Raw genomic sequence first — 19,696 nt, forward strand, 5'->3', positions numbered from 1 at the left:
TCATTTAATACTCATTTTGTCGACCTTATCAAAATCCGGGAATAATGTTCTTTCAGGAGCAACACTTCCGTCCGGATAAATAATCTTTGGATATTTACCTTTTATTTTCTTTTCTAACCCGACAAATCTTGTTACTTTCCCCTCATCTATTTCTGGTGAAAACTTTACAGAACTAACCTCACCTACACGCAATGACAGGAAGTCTTTCTCACCAAATAGAGATAAGCTATTCTCTACCCCCCCCATTTTCTTCTCTCTTATATAAGGGTAATATTTAGGAGATAGATCTACATCTCCAGTGACAAAGGTAAATTGTCCATTACGAGAAGCATCATTATCAAAGGCGAGGGCTACACCTACCGCCGTACCAGGAACAAGATCTTTACCAAGATGTGTAGCGTCTATATACTCGATACCTAAATTGACCGCACTCAACGTCCATTTACATGAACCACCACCAGTCATAGCAACTTTTGCTTTCCAGATATCCCCGCTCTCTTGCTGCATGGGGATCACGATAACGTTATAGCCTGGCTCTGTGATAACTGAGCCATCAAATCCACTGATTCTTTTTTTCATACATTCATGCGAGATGTATCTGACCTCAAGTGGAATCGGTTTCGTGTACTGAGAAGGGTTTTTTACTTCAAAATTAACCCATTTTGTATCCGCCGGTGGAGATAACGTCTTGTTAACGGCCTGGCTAACACTGCATCCTGCAGAGGAAAACAACACCAGGGAAAGCAGAATAATTTTTGATTGATTATACATTTTCCATTACCTCTTCTCCATATTGAGCAAACCGCAAAAGCGTATCATTGCCAGACGGCATAGATAATGTTGGAGTCAGCGACACTCCCAGCAAGCCTTCGACATTAAGAAACATTTCATTTCTGGATAATTCATCAGTCGGTATATCATTTTTATTTTCTGCCATCTGCTCCCTGAATGAATCAACATTATACATATGCTCAGTAAATGTGTGTTTTTCTACTATACCGGCGTTATCAATCAACTCTAACACCTTGTTATACATATAAGGCATATAGGACGTCATAAAGTGTTCAAAAATATTTATATTAACCCCCCTGTCTGGGTTGCTGCCTTTAGGGAAGAAATCATTTAAATCCGATTGCGTCAATGACGCTTTAAAATCTTTCTGTTTCTTCCCGGCCTGTTGCATCTCTTGTTCCGCCAGAGCGGGCACTAGATAAAGCTTAACCTTTAGTGGAAGTGGATTTCTGATGGTAATACACCCTGCAGGAGTTGGGAGAGCCCTCTTACACTCATTCCATTCCCGGCTCTGTGTGGCTGTGAGAAAGGCAACCGTATTGCCGTGGTGCCAGAAGCAGTCTCCCCAGGCAACCATCTGGTAAGCGAGAAGTTCACCCAGTGACCAGAAAAAGCCCAGCGTCCCACCAAACCATCCCCATAATTTATATAACTCGTTATCCAGGTTAGCTTCAGCGGGTACGGCTGGAATAGGATCATTATCATTAACATGACGAAAATGGGTAATATCCGACAATTTCATTACAGCATCACGCGTAAAAGTCCGTGGCATTCCATAGGTGTATAAAAGAGGATTAAAGATTTTTAAATTTGCTGAATGAATCAATGCCAAAGCGCCACCAAGACTATGACCGCAAATAAATAAATCCAAGCGTTCAGCCAAGTCATTGAGGATTTTTATTTCCTTGGGGAAGGATAGCTCAACCCGACTATATCCGCCCCAAAACCCTGTATGCACTTTCCCAGCGGGTAGTAAGCTAGTACATTGGGTTTTATCTATATCGCATAATTTTGTATTTATCGGCCTGAATGCAAGATCCGTTCCTACATCAAACAAACTGGCCGTTCCACGCCAGGCAACAATCACCTTATCAGCGTTATAAACATAATAAAGCTGTGTATCACCGTCTGCCTTTTTTGCAGCCGTATCGTCCTTGGCCTGTGCTGTTCCAAGTGGGTTCTTCTCGTCTAGCTTAGATGACGTGTCTAGTGAGGTATCCATAAATACCGGGGGATAATACCGCTCACTAAAGGGAACATCCTGTACTAACGTATTCCATGCAGCGCCGTCTTTAAAAAGCTGAGGTAAGCGGGAAAGATCCTGACACTGGTTAATAAAAAAGCGTGTGATTGATACCGTATCCAGAGTACTGTCGTTTGCATAGGCAAGCGTCGATGCCGCCCCAAGGTTAATTCCATTCGCAATGGAATAGTCCTTTTGATGATGCAGAACAAGCTCCCATGCTCTGAAAGGGCATATCTCTATTACATGACGCTTTTCAAGTTCATTCGTTCGGAATTTAAATCCTTTAAATGCTGTTTTTGCAGGAAAGTGGTATGCAGGTAACATTTCCCCAGGTCTTAATTCCAGGTTTGGTGAACTCTGGCAAAGTTCACCAATAACGGCATAATGCCAGATATACCCTTTCTCTTCAGCTTCTGGACGCACAACAGAATCATTTTCCGCATCACGGCTAACACGCAAGGCACGTTTTTCCATTTCCCTGGCCAGTTGATTGCCATCTAACGTCAGCCTCAATTCAAGTCCATGCGGCATATCAATGCGAATAAGCCCATCTGAGTCACTTTGACCTGTATACGTAAAGTTATCGACTGGCCCTGAAACGGGATGAGAACTTTCGGCTACCCATGGCATATTCGCCACGGGATCACCCTGCTCATCAACCAGTTGAAACTCAACCCAATAAGGTTTTTGCCTTCCCGCCGTAGCTTTTGCCTCTGTATGTGTCACAGATGTCACTAATGAATTTCCTGCCATAAACATCCCTCTTTATTCAGATTTAACAAAAATTCATGAGCTCTTTTCTCTTGTAAGATAAAATGTCCCAAGCTTAATTATCTCTGATAAAAATACAGCGGCAAGAAACATCGCTCCAACTTTGATTGACATAGTTTTGAACATCCATGGCAATATCGAAACAGAAGGGATCATGAAGAATAGTCTGAATGGCGTTTGAACATAGACTATCCAATTCGCATACTTCCACTTTTTTAAGAACATTACAGCAGAAAATATAACTGACACGTTAAACAGTAACGAGAAAGAAAAAAGGATTAGCGAATAAACACCTTGCTGCGGATAGATCTCGCTAAAAAATAATATATCATCAACTAAAGGAATTCGGCCATGAGAGATATTCAACCAACCAAATCTGATAATGTAAAAGAGGTCAAATATGGCCCAACAATTCAATACACGATTCCGTTTTAAAATAACTTTCATTTACTTCCCTCATAGACATCATCAGCGGTCGTTGGTTGCCAGTGCCACGACTGACCTGTAACAGCCCAGGCATCATCACCTTCCAGAAAAGTTTGCGTTACCTTTCTCTGTTCTCCGTAACGATGTACTGCTGATTGCTGCTCTATCTCGTCTGTAGCATCAGATGGCAAAGGCTGCCATTCCTGAATTTTATCTCTTTTCGTATTCATATAGTCCTTCCCTTCTGAACCAAAAACACGCCCCTCATCTCCCATAGAAGTTAAGCGGTTGATTGCCATAATTGCAGTATTTTTCAACCCGTGATAATCATGATCAACAGTAACCCAATGCCCGGGTCCTTCATCCTTTTGCTCACGTGGAAACTCTATTTTTACATTACCAGGTGTCGATGAGTAAAACGGTGCAGTCTTCCCTGACGAGTCAGATATTCCTTCAAGCACCTCGCCATCTGGAGAGGTTACTCTATAACTGGTGAATGGTTTGATATCCCCTGATTCAGGATCGGTAACAGTAAACGTTCCGCCATATCCTTTCGGGAAAGTCACTGGTGGTGTATCTAAACTGGCAGGACCGGTCTGATTAACATTGGCCGCTTTCAGCAAAATATTTCCCGGACATCCCAGTTCAATATTCCCACCGCTAAGCTTTATATAAGCGCCACCGCAACTTAAAATCAGTTCCTTGCTGGCATTCACCTTCACGCTTCCCTGACCACTGGCGACAGTGATGTCCTGTAATGCTGAGACATTCATGGCATCAGCTTGAGCCTGAATATCAACCTTCCCTGCCCCCGCATACATTTTCATTCCTGCAGCCTGTGCAAACAAACTTACAGCCTCGCTTGCCGCTACAGTGAACGATTGCCCGGCGCTGATATCGGTGTTTTTGCCTGACATGAGGCCTATACTTGCCCCGCCTGAAGCAAGCCGGACAGTCTCAGGACTGAGAATGCCTATTCCAGCCGGTGCACTGGCCAGTAATCCTGGCATTTTCAGATATTTCAGTGAGCTGTTTAGCGTCTTTTGGCTGTCGATGTCAGATACTGTCGCCTGTGCCCCTTTCGCAGCAGTCTGGAGGCTTCTTGCCAGCGTGAGCGCCTGCTCCAGTTGTTCTACAGCCCTGTCCATTTCAAGCATTTTGCTACCGACGTCAGGCTGAGCATCTGCAGTAAGCAGAATGCCCTTACCACCACGAACGCTGACCCAGTCGTTAGTGCGCAACTCTGCCCCTTCACCACGAAGAACCCTGGAAGCATTGACGTTGTGTCCTAAATTAAGTTGGGTCTTACCCCCGTATTCGGTACTGAGCTTAACGTGCTCTTCGCCGCGCTTGTCCTCCATCCGCAGTTTGTTCAGGCCAGCGGTGCGGATAACGTTACGCGTGCTGTTGGCTTCAGTGACGTGGTCAACGTGGCGGGAGTCGTGGAGGGCGTGAGCGATGTATGGACGGTCCGGGTCGCCTTCATGGAACGCAATGGCGACTTCAGTACCCTGTATCAGCGGAAAGTGAAAACCGTACTTGTCGCCTCCATAAGGTTTGGCAAAGCGTACCGGCATACTTTCCATGCCCTGGCGTTTATCGTCGCGGTCAGCATCGAATTTCACCCGGTACATGCCGGATGCATCCTGCCAGGCGTAAATATCGTTATCTTTGGCGCTGGTCACGCGCGCCGTCAGGGTGCCGCTGATCACCGGGCGCTTTTTAGCAGCAGGACGCCAGCAGCGGTTCTCGTAGTACGGCATCGCTACCCATGTCACTTTCAAGGCATTCTTACGGCTACCGTAGTAGCCAGTGCGGATAATAACAACACCATTCTCCGTTTCACGGGGTAGTGTCGGCGAGATAGCGGTTTCGATAATGGTAAGAACCTGCGCCGGGCCCAGGGTATGGTCCGTACTGCTGCCAGTCACTGTAGTCTGGGCGGACAAAAAACGTTCATGCTCCAGACGAGCCCAGAAGTTACCGGTTTCGGTTGCAGGGGTAATTTTGTCACCCCGTTCGAGATGACGCGGACGATAGTGATACACATCACCATAAGTGATACCGTCACCGTCGCCCCGGGTCATGTCTGCCGGGACGGACGTCAGAATATTCTGCGCTTCACGATGGTTATAGTCGCTGGCGGTGACCGAACGTTCCACCACGTTGTGCCAGACCTGGATATCCCACACCGAGTCAACGGCATTGTCATTGGTGCCTGAAGGGCTGTTAAGTGGCAGTTTTTTATCGAATGTCCAGGCGCTCTGCTTATCCGCAAAGTGCACCACTTCAGTCTGGGTATCCGGTTGCAGGGTGAAGAAGTAAAAAATCCCCACCTCAGCCAGCAGACGTTCGATAAACGCGAGGTCACTTTCCTGGTACTGATTTATCTGTTCCCGTTTTGGGTAGGTTTGTTTAAGCTTGAATTCATATTCCCACCTCTTCAAACCATGCTCGCCAAGAATTTGCTCTACCACTTCCGGCACTGATTTGTTGACGAAGAAACGGTGAGTACGAAACTGCTTATCCAGTAAGGATATAAAAGGTTCCAGAATAATTTCATACGTAACCTGATCGCGTGAACCGGCCAGGCGTCGGAAATTTGTCACCACACCATGAACAATTTTACCGACAACAGAATCTAATAATTTCCCCACCCCCATGCTCAGCGTAGCGGTTTTACTTAACATCATTTCAGCCGTAAGATCCGGATGTGAACTGGTAAAACGAATGGTGTAATGATAGAGAGCACTCATTTGTTCTAAACCATCAAAACGTTCCACATCCAATGGATAAGGGCAGGAAGGAATATCCAGTTTATAGCGATTAAGGATACCCTCTGTCATTTTAAATATATTTTCCATTTCTATAATTCCTGTCCTGGGTTAGAATGATATTAAATAGAACCAAACTCAACAAATATGATGAATACTATCTATAATGTTCCCATTCATCATAAATGTATTTCAAGGCGAATTTATAAAGTCCATAACCTATGAGAAAGGCTACTATACTTACCCCACCTAGAATAAAGCGGTAAGGATTGGCTGAAAAAAAGAAACAATAGAAAGAGTAAATCATACTGATAGTTCCTAGCGTCATTCCGATACTGGCTACGATCCGTGAAACAATGATAAGTATAAAATCTTTTATATTCATAAACCTCCAAAGAAATATTCGCAGACATTATTAAACTCTTCAGGATTTATCTTTTCAATTTCACAAGCCGTCTCATAAGGCCTAACAATGTCCTCAACAAGGTAATAAAAAAGATCAAAATCACCCATACTGTTTAATTTCTCATACATTATGGGGTTTCTTTCACGCAAGTACCGTGATGTATAAATAGATCTTGATGCTTCAGCACCAACTCCCAATACACCACCAGCAACAGAACCAGAAAAAAAGGCACTAACTCCTTGAGATATAATCGCCCTTCCGAGGTTAAGCCCCGTAAACTGCGAGAACATCATTTTACCTATAACACTTCCAGATATATTTCTTGAAAAATGTGAAATTTTATGTATGTCTACATGAGAAACAAAATCATCTATAAATGGTTTAATAACCTTATAAATAACCTCATCGTTAAAAGTTACTTTTTTAACCAGTGCTGCTAACCGAAATTTATCATCCTGATTCTCTCTGCGGTGTTCCGTATCTATAAAATCATAGCCAAGATAGGCAAGGCTGACGGGTAAGGAAATAACACCTTTCGCCACAGCACCGATAAACCCAGACCCATCGATATGAATGGCCTCAAGCATATCTCTGGCAATCTCTTTTGCGCTGTCCATAATTGCTACCCTTTAGATAAACTAGTTAATCAAACGCCAGCACAATCCCTTCTTCGTCATCCCAGCCCAGCGTCAGGCTGTGTGGCTTCTGCTTCGCGGGCATGTGCGTGAGCAGCTGCTGGCTCAGCACCGGCAGGATTTGCTGGTTCAGCAGGCTGTCAACGTTGCGTGCGCCGGTGTCCGGCAGCAGACAGGCGGCAGTCAGGGCGTCATACAGGCTCTCATCAATGTGCGTGGACAGTCCGTAGTGTCGATGCAGGCGCTTGCTAACCTGTAACAGCTTCATTTCCACGATGGTACGCATGGCCGCTTCCGCCAGTGGACGGTAAATGACGGTCTGGAAGCGGGCCAGCAACGCGGGCTGGAAGTGGTCACGCAGGATCGGACGCAGCAGCTCGTGGAGATCGCCTTCGCTGGCCTCCGGCTGTTCGTCGATCAACTGCATCAGGCGATCGCTGCCGAGGTTAGAGGTCATCAGAATAACCGTGTTACGGAAGTCGATTTCACGCCCTTCGCCGTCGCGCATAAAGCCGCGATCAAAGACCTGGTAGAACAGGTTCATCACGTCGCGGTGGGCTTTTTCGACTTCATCGAGCAAAACCACACTGTATGGTCGCTTGCGCACGGCTTCGGTCAGGATCCCCCCCTGACCATAACCGACGTAACCCGGAGGCGAGCCCTTTAGCAGGGAAACCGTATGCGGCTCCTGGTATTCTGAGAGGTTAATCGTAATAAGTGACTTCTCGCCGCCGTACATGACATCGGCCAGCGCAAGCGCGGTTTCGGTTTTCCCCACGCCGCTCGGTCCCACCAGCAGGAATACGCCCTGCGGGCCATTCTCGGAGGTGAGACCCGTTTTTGCCGCACGCAGACGCTGGGCGATGGCCTCGAGCGCCACATCCTGCCCAACCACACGTTTACCCATTTCATTTTCGAGGGCCAGCAATTCGGTCTGCTCATCTTTCATCAGCGATGACAGCGGAACGCCTGTCCAGTCAGCAATCACGTTGGCAACGGTGCGCACGTCCACATCCAGCGAGAGCAGCGGGTTGCTGTGCTGCATGCCGTTCAGTTCCTGCTGCAGCGCGTGCGTCTCGCTCTGACGGGAGATGTCCTGGCGGCTTTCCAGCAGTTGTTCGGTGAGTTTCAGTTCCTGCCCGTATTGAGTTTCAAGCTCGTCGAGAGCAACGATAAGATCGTTCTCTTCCTGCTCAATGACGGTCAGGCGTTCACCATGGCTCTGATTGCCGACAGCAATATCTTCCAGCAGTGCCTGCTTCTCCATTTCAAGAGAGGTAATCTGCGAGCGAATGCAGGTCAGCTGCTCCGGCACGGTGTCGAGGCTCATGCGGACGCGCGCTGCGGCGGTGTCGAGCAGATCAACCGCCTTGTCCGGCAGCTGGCGGCCCGTCAGATAGCGGCGGGAAAGCGTAACAGCAGCGCGCACCGCATCGTCGATAATGTGCACGTGATGGTGCTCGGCGTAACGAGATTTCAGACCACGGAGCATCAGACAGGCTGTGTCGTCGTCAGGCTCATCGACTTTTACCATCTGGAAACGACGCTCCAGGGCCGCGTCGCGTTCGAAGTACTGCTTGTACTCGCTCCAGGTAGTGGCCGCAATAGTACGCAGTTCGCCACGCGCCAGCGCCGGTTTCAGCAGGTTCGCTGCATCGGCGCCTCCCGCCTGGTTGCCCGCGCCGATGATGGTATGCGCTTCATCAATAAATAGCAGGACCGGGGACGGGGATTGCTGCACCGCATCGATGACGTTTTTCAGCCGCTGTTCGAACTCGCCTTTCACGCCTGCACCGGCCTGCAGCAGGCCCAGGTCAAGGGTACGCAGAGTGACCGTTTTCAGTGATTCAGGCACATTACCCTCAGCAATACGCAATGCCAGACCTTCAACCAGTGCGGTTTTCCCCACGCCCGGCTCGCCGACCAGAATCGGGTTGTTTTTGCGGCGACGAGAGAGGATATCCACCATCTGACGGATTTCTGTGTCACGGCCAAACACAGGGTCGATCTTCCCTTCCTTCGCTTTGGCGGTGACATCGAGGGTGAATTTATCCAGCGTGTTCTGCAGCGCAGGGCTCAGTTCCCCCTCTTTCATTTCCACACCAGCCGGACGCCCGACAAACTCCACCTCACCACCGTGGTTCTGTGCCAGCTCGGCTTCGCGCTGCATTTCCGGACGCTCATCCGATTGCGCATCCAGCAAAGGTCGCAGGCGCTCCAGCTGGCTTTGAGCAAGCGTTAATAACGGCCAAAGGCCGTCACAACGTGCCAGTTTTGGTTTTTCCACCAGGGCCATCAGCAGATGGACGCTGCGAATGTGCTCTTCGCCATTGAGTGAGGCAAGTAGCCAGGCTTGCTGCATCAGAGTCTGGATGTCATCAGAGAGCTGGGGCCGATGGCGCACGGATCGAGGTTGTCTGTCGAGCCAGCCAAGTAAATCCTGCCAGATGCCATCCATATCCCATTCATAGCGACGCGCCAACACCGTCAGGTCACCTTCCCCTTGCTCCAGCAGCTTCAGCAGCCAGTGCTCCGGCAGAATTTCGGCATGGGCACGGGTCTGACAGAGCGAAGCTGCGCCTTCCATCGCTCGGGCACAGTAAGGGTTCAGACGACGTAACAGGATGGCTGGATTTTCCATGAGATTCTCTCTTTGTCGGTTCCTGGACACGCTACCGCCCCTCGCTGTTCACCAAAGCGCATAAGGTCAGGCAGGCAGATTGTTTTTTCTTTGCTGAGTGTCCGCATCTCAGGCACTCAGCAAAAACTGCGGACAGGAAACCTGCCCGCATCAGGATTACGCCGTGGCGCGTTCGTTCCAGGAATCGGAATGAATGATGTTGCCGTCTTTGTAGGTCCAGGTGATTTTTTCGTAACGCAGTTCAACGCGTTCAAGGTGGTTGTGCTTCTCTTTAGAAGGATCCTTGATGTCATACATTTCAGGATTCACTTTCACTACCTTCACGTTTTCCAGTTTGGTGTTGAAGTACTCCACTTCCTGGCCCGCGTCGTTGATTTTGTACCACTTGAATTCAGCAGATTTCAGGGTCTGACCGGTGGTCACCGCCTTGTACAGATACGGGCTGGAAGAATCGATTTCCTTCGTGAACAGGAACGGCGTGTGGATGCGGGTGCCGGTCAGCTTGCCGGTGTTGTTGTCGGTTGGGATGTACAGGTTATGCTCCTGTGCAACCACTTCGATGCTGCCTTCACGATCCTGAACGTCAACAGACCCTTTGATGTCCGCGCCGCCGTCGTCCTTCAGCCAAAGATAAACAGGAATTGCCATGGAATTACTCTCCATTGTGTAGTGAAGCGCCATCATCCTGCGATGGCGCCGGGTGTTTGCCGGGTATCTGACAGGCATTCGCCTGCGGTACCAGACTGATTTCGACACGGCGGTTGAGCGCACGCCCTTCCAGGGTGTCGTTGGTTGCGACAGGACGGCTTTCGCCATAGCCCTGCACCGCAAAACAGCTTTCGGGCACGTCGCCCGTGTCCCTCATCCAGTTGCGCACCGCTTCGGCGCGTTTCAGAGACAGCGTCTGGTTCAGCTGCGGATTGCCGGTGTTATCGGTATGCCCAGACACGACAATCAGCCAGCCCGGTTTCGCTTTGATGCCAACCAGTGAATTCACCAGCATCCTGGTGGAACCCGCTTTCAGCACGGACTTGCCGGAATCGAACAGCGACATGCTGTCGAGGCGAATGGTTTTCGGTCCCTGGATGATTTTCTTAATGACCGGTGGAGGCGGTGGCGGAGGTGCCCAGTCGCTGAGAGCGGCCTCAACGTGCGGAACCAGGCGCAGCCCCTGATATAGTCCCAGGCGATAACGTAGTGGTTCCCCACGACGCAGCCAGTCGTCGAGCAACGCACTATCAGCCCGCAGGCGCTGCTGCGCATGCAGTTTCGGTTCAACAGGCTTACCGCTCAGTTGGTGATACAGTGCAAGATGATCGCCAACGTTACGGATGAGGCGCTGGTTGTTCATCCAGGACGCCAGCATCGCCAACGCAAGGAAAATGCCCCCGAGTAGCCCGGCATAACCCCAGAATACCTTCCGACGGCTAATACCATGTCGGCGTGGTAACGCTGGCAGAAGCAGTTCAGGTAGCGGCAGTGGCTCTGTGGTCACGGCCGCATCCGGTGGCAGAGCCGTCAAAGAGGTAACGTGCTGTTGCCAGAGATTGCCCGCGATACCGTTCACTCGCACCATGCACATGCCCTGCACGCAGGGCTTCATCACGGGTAACTCACCCCGCCGTACCGACAACAAGTCATTCACCGCGCTTTTCTGCCAGGCAAGCAGACTGTCCAGCCACAGTGCCTGACTCAGACGGGAAAAACGTCCGTCTGACCCAGTATCCCGGGCCCACTCCGTCAGTGACACATTGCCCTGACCAGGCTGATAGACCTGAATACCGCTCCGCTGGCTTACCGTAGTAAACCAGACAGGCTCGGCTTCCGCATACGCCGCCGGTGGTGACACCCAGGTTACGGTCCACAATGGAGGGAGCGTGTCGAATGCCGCACGACACTGGACGACAGCACGCTGCCAGCCCCGAAGAGACTGGGTAAAATCATCGCTGGATATGTGCTGCTCAGGCACAACCGCCAGCATGACCGAGATTTGCGACACCAGAGCCGGGCGCACCAAACTCAGGTGCTGCGCAAAGAGCGGTAGTTGCTCTGCATCCTTTACCCACAGATACCAGCCCTGCCGGGTTTCCCGGTGACGGGTTCCGGACACAAAGAGTGGAGCGTTATCACCACAGACAAAGATAACTGCCCCCTGAAAATCTTCCGGCGGCAGGCTTTCATCCACGATCTCACGAACAGCGGTTGCCCTCGCCAGAGAACCCCGACGCTGGCACCAGAAAATAACTCCGGCCGCCAGAGCAACCAGAAGACCGAGTGCTACACGGCTGCCCGTGGACAGTGGCCAGAATCCCAGAACGAGCCACAGCGCCAGAATGGCACCCTGGGCAGTTAACAGACTTCGGTACGTATCCCGCATCGCTTACCCCGGCCTGACGATCTGGCTTACCAGTTCGGTAAGCGAAGACGAAAGGAAGAACCAGAGCGCTGCCAGGGCGACAGCGGCCACAACCCAGCTCAGCCAGTACCAGCGACGGCCTCTGCGCAGACGCGATGCGCGGGCAACAATGGGGGCATCTTGTGCCAATGTGAAGGCGGGCACCCGCTCTGCGAGAGCGCGAACAATATCTTCCCTACGCTCATCATCCTGAGCGCGATACTGTCCCACGAACCCCAGTTGCAGAGCCCGGTACATACAGGTCAGGACGGCGGTATCAGGGGCTGTTTCTTTCAGCAGGTTACGGATCCTTTCCCACAGCTCTTCACCTGCGTTGAGGGTACCAAAGAAGTGTGCCTGCAGCGGATCACGGCGCCAGGTCAGGTAGCCAGCATCGGTGGTTCCCCGGTTCATCACGCTCTCATCAAGCAGTGCACACAGGGTATACACCATATGGTCACGGCTGAGGTCGCTGTAACCAGCCTCAGTGAGCGCCGCTTTCGCCTCTTGCACCAGACGGCAGGCCCACCGGTATAGCCCTTCCCCGTCACGGACTTCCTGACCGCCCCGTATCTGGCTGGCCATCAGCCAGCCCGGGTAGAAAATACGTTCTATCTGGCTGAGTTCAGATTTATTCATGTACGCAGCACCGCAAAGAGTTCGAGATCAACATCCCCCAGCGAGCGCGGGGTATAGAAGGTGCAACAGCCCATCTCAAGCATGGCGCGAGCCGCCTCACTGCTCAGATCCAGCGAGAAATACTGATTCTCAAGGCGCAACGGGATAGCGGCCGGAACATGCGTCAAAGGCTTAATCAGCATCCCACTCAGCGCTACATTCACCACATCCGAAACATCATCAAAGCTGCCCGCTTTACACAACTGCGGGAATTTTGTCTGAAGCTCATGGTTCGGCATGGAAGAACGTACTGAGAGGTAGAAGTCCGCCCCTTCGCGCAGACGCGCGTCGTGCAGGGCACCTTTCCAGATCTGGTCCTGATGCTCGAGGTGGATTCTTACGACCCGCGACGGCAGGCTCGCTTCAAGGAGCTTGTCCAGCAATGCCAGCAAAGGCGGGAATACCCGTTCCGGTGCATCGTGCTGATAAGCAGGAATGTCCCCGGCGTCATGTTCCAGTGAGAATGTCAGCAGGCTGCCGGCAAGACGGGTCAGTTCGCGGTACAGGAGTTCCGGGTGACGATCGGGCGTCTGCAGAAGTTCCGTTAACACCGGCTCGGCGCTGTTCAGCGCATTCAGCAGCCAGAACAGGGAGACATCCGCGACAGCAAAGTCTGCCATCCGCTCATTGCTTTCACGGCGCATAGCCATCAGGCGACGGCGGCGGGCCTGCAGACGAACCAGCAGGTCACCCAGTTCGATGGCCAGCGATGGGCTTGCAGAAAGGGAAAGCATCGGCGGAATGAAAGCCGGGTCCCGGCTCCACTGCCCCTGAGCATTACGCACCAGGCGGGTCACCGGACAGGTCAGGTATGCCGTATTTTCCTGGCTGGACAAACGCAGGGTCAGCGCATGACGCATAATGGCCAACTCTCCGCTTTCATACCCAGCCAGTTCCTGCACCACCACACGTTCGGCTTTCCAGCGACGCGGGCGTTCACTGTCCTGTCCGTTATCGAGGTTGCCACCACTGGCGCTCAACAGCGGCAATGCGGCAACCACCTCAACAACCTCTGAGCCGTTTGCGGCAGACAAATCACAGACCGGCGGAATATTATCCGCCAGATCCGTATCAACAATCGTGCCATCCTGGAAACGTACGACCAGACGGATGGCATTCAGACGCGAGAGCGCAAGTGCAGCATCATCAAATTCTGCCGCAACCACGCCCCAGGGATGAGAAATACCCATCCGGGCGACCATGCCGGCAACGTGCTCACTCCAGCGGACCTGCTGCTGGAACTGTTGCGGGGCCAGAGTGGCCCCATCCTCCCAAAGTGGGCGGTAAATTTTCATCCCTGATCACCCCTCGCCTTACGATTTCGCTTTCGGCATCTGGGAAACCAGCGACAGGTTTACGTCCATCCCTTCCACCTGGAAGTGCGGGATCGCATACAACTTCACGCGGAAGAAGCCCGGGTTATCCTCAATATCTTCCACCACTACTTTTGCATCACGCAGTGGATGAGATGCCTGCAGTTCGTCGCCCGGATCGGTCATTTCGGTCACCAGACTGCGGACCCAGGTGTTCAGCTCCAGCTCCAGAAGTCGGCGATCCTTGGTAGTACCGATGTTCTCGCGCTGAATCAGCTTCAGGTAGTGGGCGATACGCGACAGCAGGAAGATGTACGGCAGGCGGGCGTTGATGCGGCTGTTGGCCGTTGCATCTGCGGTATCATACAGCGCCGGTTTCTGGGCGGAGTTGGCTGAAAAGAAGCAGGCGTAGTCGCGGTTTTTATAGTAGGACAAAGGAATAAAGCCCAGATTCGCGAACTCGAACTCACGCGTTTCAGGGATCATGACCTCAGACGGGATTTTTACCTGATTGCCGGTACCCAGGTCATAAAGATGGATAGGCAGATCCTGAACCGCACCGCCGGCCTGTGGGCCACGGATTTGTACGCACCAGCCATTATTGATAAAGCTACGCACCATGTTGGACGCGAAGGCAAACGACGCATTCGTCCACAGGTATTTGTCGTGATCCGGACCTTTGACTTCTTCAACATAGTTAAAGCTGCGAACCGGAACGGTATCCGGGCCGTACGGTAAACGTCCCAGTACGCGCGGCATCACCAGACCGATGTAGCGAGCGTCGTCCGTATCGCGGAACGATTTCCACTTGATGTACTCTGCGCGGTCAAAATAGTTACCAATATCTTTAATCGCCGCGACGTCTTCCATTGACTCCTTGAGGAAGAATTTTGGGCCTGCCGAGCCGATAAACGGCATATGTGCAGCTGCGGATACTTTAGAGATGTTGCGCAGCAGAGCGACATCCTGAGCTGAAGCATCGAACTCATAAGCGGAAATCAGCGCCGCAATCGGCTCGCCGCCCGGGGTATCATATTCATCAATATAGGCGTGTTTATACAGACCACTCTGGATGATTTCCGGGCTGTCTTCAAAGTCCTGGCGCAGGTCTTCTTTAGACATGCTCAGAAGCTCAATTTTCACGTTCTGGCGAAAATCTGTTTTATCAACCAGCGACTTCACGCCGCGCCACAGGCTCTCAACCGCCTGAAACTCTTCATGGTGCATAACGGCGTCGAGCTGGCGGCTTATCTGGTAATCGAGCTCAGCGATGTGGTGATCGATCAGGCTTTTATCCAGTTTTTCGACTTTCGAGCCTGCCTTGGTCAGGCATTCCAGAAAGACCTGCATACCTGCGGTGAGACGCTCGTCAGCGGTCGCATCCGACATCGCCTGCGCATCTTGCCAGATATCCAGCGCGCTCAGCTCGGAGACAGGGTTCAGATTGATTTTCTCAAACAGTGAGGCGTATACCCCACCCACACCAGGGCGTTCCAGCACCACGCTTTCCCCGCCAGCAGTATTATTTTGTACAGACATGAGCATTCCTTGATTAATCCGTTAAAACAGCATGATGGTTAAGGTTTTTTTGAAGCCAGTGCGGATAGTTCATTTCGCAACTCAGCACTAAGTGACTGGTCAAGAACGATTTTCTCCAGCTCTTTTCGGAAAGTCTGGTTATCCAGCAGGTTGGCTTTCAGATCGCGGAGCAAGTTGCGCATCGCCAGCATCGCCTTCAGCTGTGGAATTTGGGCTGCCACCTGCTCTGGCGTGAAATCTTTCATGCTCTGGAAAGTCAGCTGAATGTTGTCCTCACCACCATCGTCAGACAGCGTATTTTTAACGGTTAGATTAACTTTTGGGGAATATTCGGAAAGAACGCTATCAAAATTATTTTTCGTGATGTTAACTTTTTCACGCTCAGATATTGAAGCAGACTCCTGCCCATTACTGAAATCACCTGTAACCAGTAATTTCAATGGTAATTCCATTTTCTTGCTTGCCCCACCCGTATGCAGGTCAAGCTTCAGGTTAATACGTGCCTTAGGCACCTCATTCTGAAAACTGTCAGCCATCTCATCATCCCTCTTTGTTTTGCTACGCCAACTTCACGGTATCGTTCTTGATGCGCAATATTAGAATAATGATCGACATAAAATCAAATACACAGATCTTTTATCCGATATAAGAAATTTCTTAAGAATTTTCCACTAAAACATTATGGCGAATTACCCCCTCCACCCCAGAAAAAGACACTGCTTTCGGTATGCAACCCGAATATTTGTATCGCAAAAACGATCGTAGGCAGATAGACGCCAGGGAAAACACCTTATATTGATTTGCATCAATAAGCTGCGACCAAAAATAGATAGGCGTACTGCAATGCAGTATTGCAGTACGATAAAAATAAGATATTTCGGCATGATGAAAAAATCTGAATTATTGATTACAAAAATAATACATGAGACATTTCACAAGGAATTTTCCTATTCGCTAATGTGTAAGCGATAAATAAATTTATCAAGTGCGGAATCAGTCACGAATAAACACAACGCTTTTTTTCCCCTTTACGCCTTCATCAGACGATGATCTACCTGCCCAACTCATCCATATGACCTGCTCTTGCAGCGATTTATTATAAAATCTGTAAAATCAAGCACCTTCCAAACTGCCGCTTTTTTAATCAAAAACGAGTAATAGCACATATCGTATAACGGTGCTACATTACGCCGCCCGCCCAAATCAGCAGTGGCCAGGCAACGCCGTAAAGTTCGGTAAAGTCTGCAACCATCACCTTGAAGAACGGTCTTATCGGCACGTCGTATCGCAAACTCTGCGCTACCTTTACAGGCTTCACATAGGTTTTACTATTTTGTCTCAATCCAAATTTCAACGCGCGTTTTTACACCCGCGTTACTGGTTTACATGGTTTGGTCTTGGCGTACTCTGGCTGCTGGTTCAACTTCCGTACCCTGTTCTGCGTTTGCTGGGATCGAAACTGGGCAGCGCTTCCCGCGTTTTCCTGAAACGACGCGAATCCATCGCGCGTAAAAATCTTGAGCTTTGTTTTCCGCAGTACAATGCTGATGAGCGCGAGAAACTCATCGCTGAAAACTTCAAATCCATCGGCATGGCGCTGCTTGAAACCGGCATGGCCTGGTTCTGGCCGGATGAGCGTGTCCGCAAGTGGTTTGACGTGGAAGGCCTGGATAATCTTAAGCGCGCGCAGATGCAAAAACGCGGCGTGATGGTCGTTGGCGTTCACTTTATGTCGCTGGAGCTGGGCGGCCGCGTGATGGGGCTTTGTCAGCCAATGATGGCAACCTACAGACCGCACAACAGTCCGCTGATGGAGTGGGTACAGACGCGAGGCCGCATGCGTTCCAATAAGGCGATGATCAGCCGTAACAACCTGCGCGGCATGGTCGGTGCCCTGAAGAAAGGTGAAGCCGTCTGGTTTGCACCCGATCAGGATTATGGACGTAAAGGCAGCAGCTTTGCGCCTTTCTTTGCCGTTAAAGACGTTGCGACGACTAATGGCACCTTTGTCATTTCGCGTCTGTCGGGCGCCTCCATGCTGACCGTGACGATGGTGAGAAAAGCAGATAAGTCAGGCTATCGTCTGCACATCTCCCCTGAAATGGCTAACTATCCGGAAAACGAGTGCGAAGCCGCAGCGTTTATCAATAAAGTCATCGAAACTGAAATCATGCGTGCGCCAGAGCAGTATCTGTGGATGCATCGCCGTTTCAAAACACGCCCTCTTGGCGAAGCCTCTCTCTATATTTAAGTCTTTCAGGAAGGTTAGTTTCGCTAAGAAACTAACCTTTTCAATCACCTGTCATCCCGTTGAGAAGCCCTCTTTCATTGCGTCGCCCAAAGTGAATTTATTGCGATGCGAAATCAAACTGTCGCCGTTCCACGACACTCGTAAGTAACGGAAATTATTTAAAAAAATGCCTCTTGTCACCCCTCATTTTTAGGCGTACATTAGCGCCGTCTGGCAACAGGAAAGCACAGAATTCTGAACTGGAGTTAACGGCGTAACGGGAAAATTCTCATTTCCGTTTTGACCGGATTTCAGTTCTCTATAATCAGGTGGACTCTGTTTTTAAATGCGTACCACAAGATACGCGGAGCGATGAAACGTGAAATATTTCTTTATGGGCATTTCGGTGATTGTTTTAGTCTGGGCCGGAACCTTTGCCCTGATGATCTAGTGAAGAACATGCAGTCAAAAAAACAGGAGCCATCGGCTCCTGTTTTTTTATGTCATGACGACGCGGGATGTTCAGCGACGCTCTTTGAAGTGAGAAGACCGTCGGCCCGGAACATACTCTTGATGCCCCTCACCGCCTGACGGATACGATCGCTGTTTTCAATCAGGGCAAATCGCACATGGGTGTCGCCGTAATCACCAAAGCCAATGCCCGGTGACACACACACCTTCGCATCCTGCAGCAGCTTTTTGGCAAACTCCAGCGATCCCATCGCCGCGTACGGCTCCGGAATTTTCGCCCAGACGTACATGGACGCCTTCGGCATTTCCACCATCCAGCCTGCTTCATGCAAGCCCTTTACCAGCACGTCACGGCGGCGCTTATACTGGGCGGCAATCTCGTGAACGCACTGCTGGTCGCCTTCCAGGGCAGCGATAGCCGCGACCTGTAGCGGCGTGAAGGTACCGTAGTCGTGGTAACTCTTAATGCGCGCCAGGGCACTCACCAGCGTTTTGTTACCCACCATAAAGCCAATACGCCAGCCCGCCATGTTGTAGCTTTTTGACAGCGTAAAGAACTCTACCGCCACGTCACGCGCGCCCGGAACCTGCATGATGGAAGGGGCTTTCCAGCCGTCATAGACGATGTCAGCGTAGGCTAAATCGTGAACCACCAGCACGTCATAACGTTTAGCCAGGGCGACGACTTTCTCGAAGAAATCGAGCTCCACGCACTGGGCCGTTGGGTTCGACGGGAAACCGAGGATCATCATCTTCGGTTTCGGATAACTTTCGCGAATCGCACGCTCCAGTTCGTTAAAGAAATCGACACCTTCCACCAGCGGAACGGAACGGACCTGCGCCCCGGCAATCACCGCGCCGTAGATGTGGATCGGATAGCTTGGATTAGGCACCAGCACCGTATCGCCATGATCCAGCGTGGCCAGCATCAGGTGTGCCAGCCCCTCTTTCGAGCCGATGGTGACAATCGCTTCGCTTTCAGGATCGATATCAACCTGATAACGATCCTGATACCAACGCGAGATCGCGCGACGTAATCTGGGAATACCACGAGACGTTGAGTAGCCGTGCGTATCCGGGCGCTGGGCAACCGTACAGAGCTTCTCAACAATATGCGGTGGCGTTGGACCGTCAGGGTTACCCATGCTGAAATCAATGATATCTTCGCCGCGCCGACGCGCAGCCATTTTCAGTTCAGCAGTGATATTGAAAACATAAGGGGGGAGACGATCGATACGCGTAAAACGGCGTTCAGGACTGAATTCAGCCATAGATTCCTCAGATTAACGTTAGCGCCCGGACCGTCCGAGCGACGCTGCCACCGATGTGGCATGCTTAGAAAATAACCTGAAAAAAATCATGCTGTCGAGAGGGAAATG

The 19,696-nt window shown here is 50.9% G+C and carries 14 protein-coding genes; 2 read left to right on the forward strand and 12 right to left on the reverse strand.

Going from position 1 to position 19,696, the window contains the following annotated elements; translation table 11 throughout:
- The 11 genes from P349_RS10700 to tssB all read right to left on the reverse strand — a co-directional run bounded on the left by P349_RS10700 (position 1) and on the right by tssB (position 16,152).
- The gene (locus P349_RS10700) at positions 1-771 is read right to left on the reverse strand and encodes a hypothetical protein (protein WP_032646663.1); all 771 of its coding nucleotides are present in this window, start codon (positions 769-771) and stop codon (positions 1-3) included.
- Complete coding sequence (locus P349_RS10695; RefSeq protein ID WP_032646665.1) at positions 764-2,791, reverse strand: lipase family protein; 2,028 nt, start codon at positions 2,789-2,791, stop codon at positions 764-766. The genes P349_RS10700 and P349_RS10695 overlap by 8 nt, the downstream gene beginning before the upstream one ends.
- A 461-nt stretch (positions 2,792-3,252) precedes the next feature.
- Positions 3,253-6,099 (reverse strand): type VI secretion system Vgr family protein, encoded by a 2,847-nt coding sequence (locus P349_RS10685; RefSeq protein WP_238550719.1) that lies wholly within the window; start codon positions 6,097-6,099, stop codon positions 3,253-3,255.
- Between the two features lie 291 nt (positions 6,100-6,390).
- The gene (locus tag P349_RS10680) at positions 6,391-7,032 is read right to left on the reverse strand and encodes a hypothetical protein (protein WP_032646670.1); all 642 of its coding nucleotides are present in this window, start codon (positions 7,030-7,032) and stop codon (positions 6,391-6,393) included.
- Between the two features lie 25 nt (positions 7,033-7,057).
- Positions 7,058-9,691 (reverse strand): type VI secretion system ATPase TssH, encoded by a 2,634-nt coding sequence (gene tssH / locus P349_RS10675; RefSeq protein ID WP_032646672.1) that lies wholly within the window; start codon positions 9,689-9,691, stop codon positions 7,058-7,060.
- Positions 9,692-9,847: 156 nt separating this feature from the next.
- Positions 9,848-10,339, reverse strand: coding sequence for a type VI secretion system effector Hcp (hcp, locus tag P349_RS10670; protein WP_023325816.1), 492 nt, complete (start codon positions 10,337-10,339; stop codon positions 9,848-9,850).
- 4 nt (positions 10,340-10,343) lie between these two features.
- Positions 10,344-12,068 (reverse strand): OmpA family protein, encoded by a 1,725-nt coding sequence (locus P349_RS10665; protein WP_081758209.1) that lies wholly within the window; start codon positions 12,066-12,068, stop codon positions 10,344-10,346.
- A gap of 3 nt (positions 12,069-12,071) precedes the next feature.
- Complete coding sequence (gene tssL / locus P349_RS10660; RefSeq protein WP_032646673.1) at positions 12,072-12,725, reverse strand: type VI secretion system protein TssL, short form; 654 nt, start codon at positions 12,723-12,725, stop codon at positions 12,072-12,074.
- Positions 12,722-14,059, reverse strand: coding sequence for a type VI secretion system baseplate subunit TssK (tssK, locus tag P349_RS10655; RefSeq protein ID WP_032646675.1), 1,338 nt, complete (start codon positions 14,057-14,059; stop codon positions 12,722-12,724). Before tssK ends, tssL begins: the two co-directional genes overlap by 4 nt.
- 18 nt (positions 14,060-14,077) lie before the next feature.
- Entirely contained in the window at positions 14,078-15,622 is a 1,545-nt protein-coding gene (gene tssC / locus P349_RS10650; RefSeq protein WP_032646678.1) for a type VI secretion system contractile sheath large subunit, read from the reverse strand.
- A 32-nt stretch (positions 15,623-15,654) separates the two neighbouring features.
- Complete coding sequence (gene tssB / locus P349_RS10645; RefSeq protein WP_032646679.1) at positions 15,655-16,152, reverse strand: type VI secretion system contractile sheath small subunit; 498 nt, start codon at positions 16,150-16,152, stop codon at positions 15,655-15,657.
- 794 nt (positions 16,153-16,946) lie between these two features.
- On the opposite strand from tssB, the gene lpxP reads away from it, so the two are divergent.
- A complete protein-coding gene (lpxP, locus tag P349_RS10640) occupies positions 16,947-17,867 on the forward strand; it encodes a kdo(2)-lipid IV(A) palmitoleoyltransferase (RefSeq protein ID WP_152540059.1) in 921 nt (306 codons plus the stop codon).
- Between the two features lie 358 nt (positions 17,868-18,225).
- Positions 18,226-18,297, forward strand: a complete 72-nt coding sequence (gene ypdK, locus P349_RS26350) for a membrane protein YpdK (RefSeq protein ID WP_099458937.1) — start codon at positions 18,226-18,228, stop codon at positions 18,295-18,297.
- Between the two features lie 52 nt (positions 18,298-18,349).
- On the opposite strand, the gene alaC is transcribed toward ypdK, so the two are convergent.
- A complete protein-coding gene (gene alaC / locus P349_RS10635; RefSeq protein ID WP_023308710.1) occupies positions 18,350-19,588 on the reverse strand; it encodes an alanine transaminase in 1,239 nt (412 codons plus the stop codon).
- Positions 19,589-19,696: the final 108 nt, after the last annotated feature.

Origin of the sequence: Enterobacter sp. DC4 (assembly GCF_000568095.1) — a bacterium.
GTDB lineage: Bacteria > Pseudomonadota > Gammaproteobacteria > Enterobacterales > Enterobacteriaceae > Enterobacter > Enterobacter pseudoroggenkampii.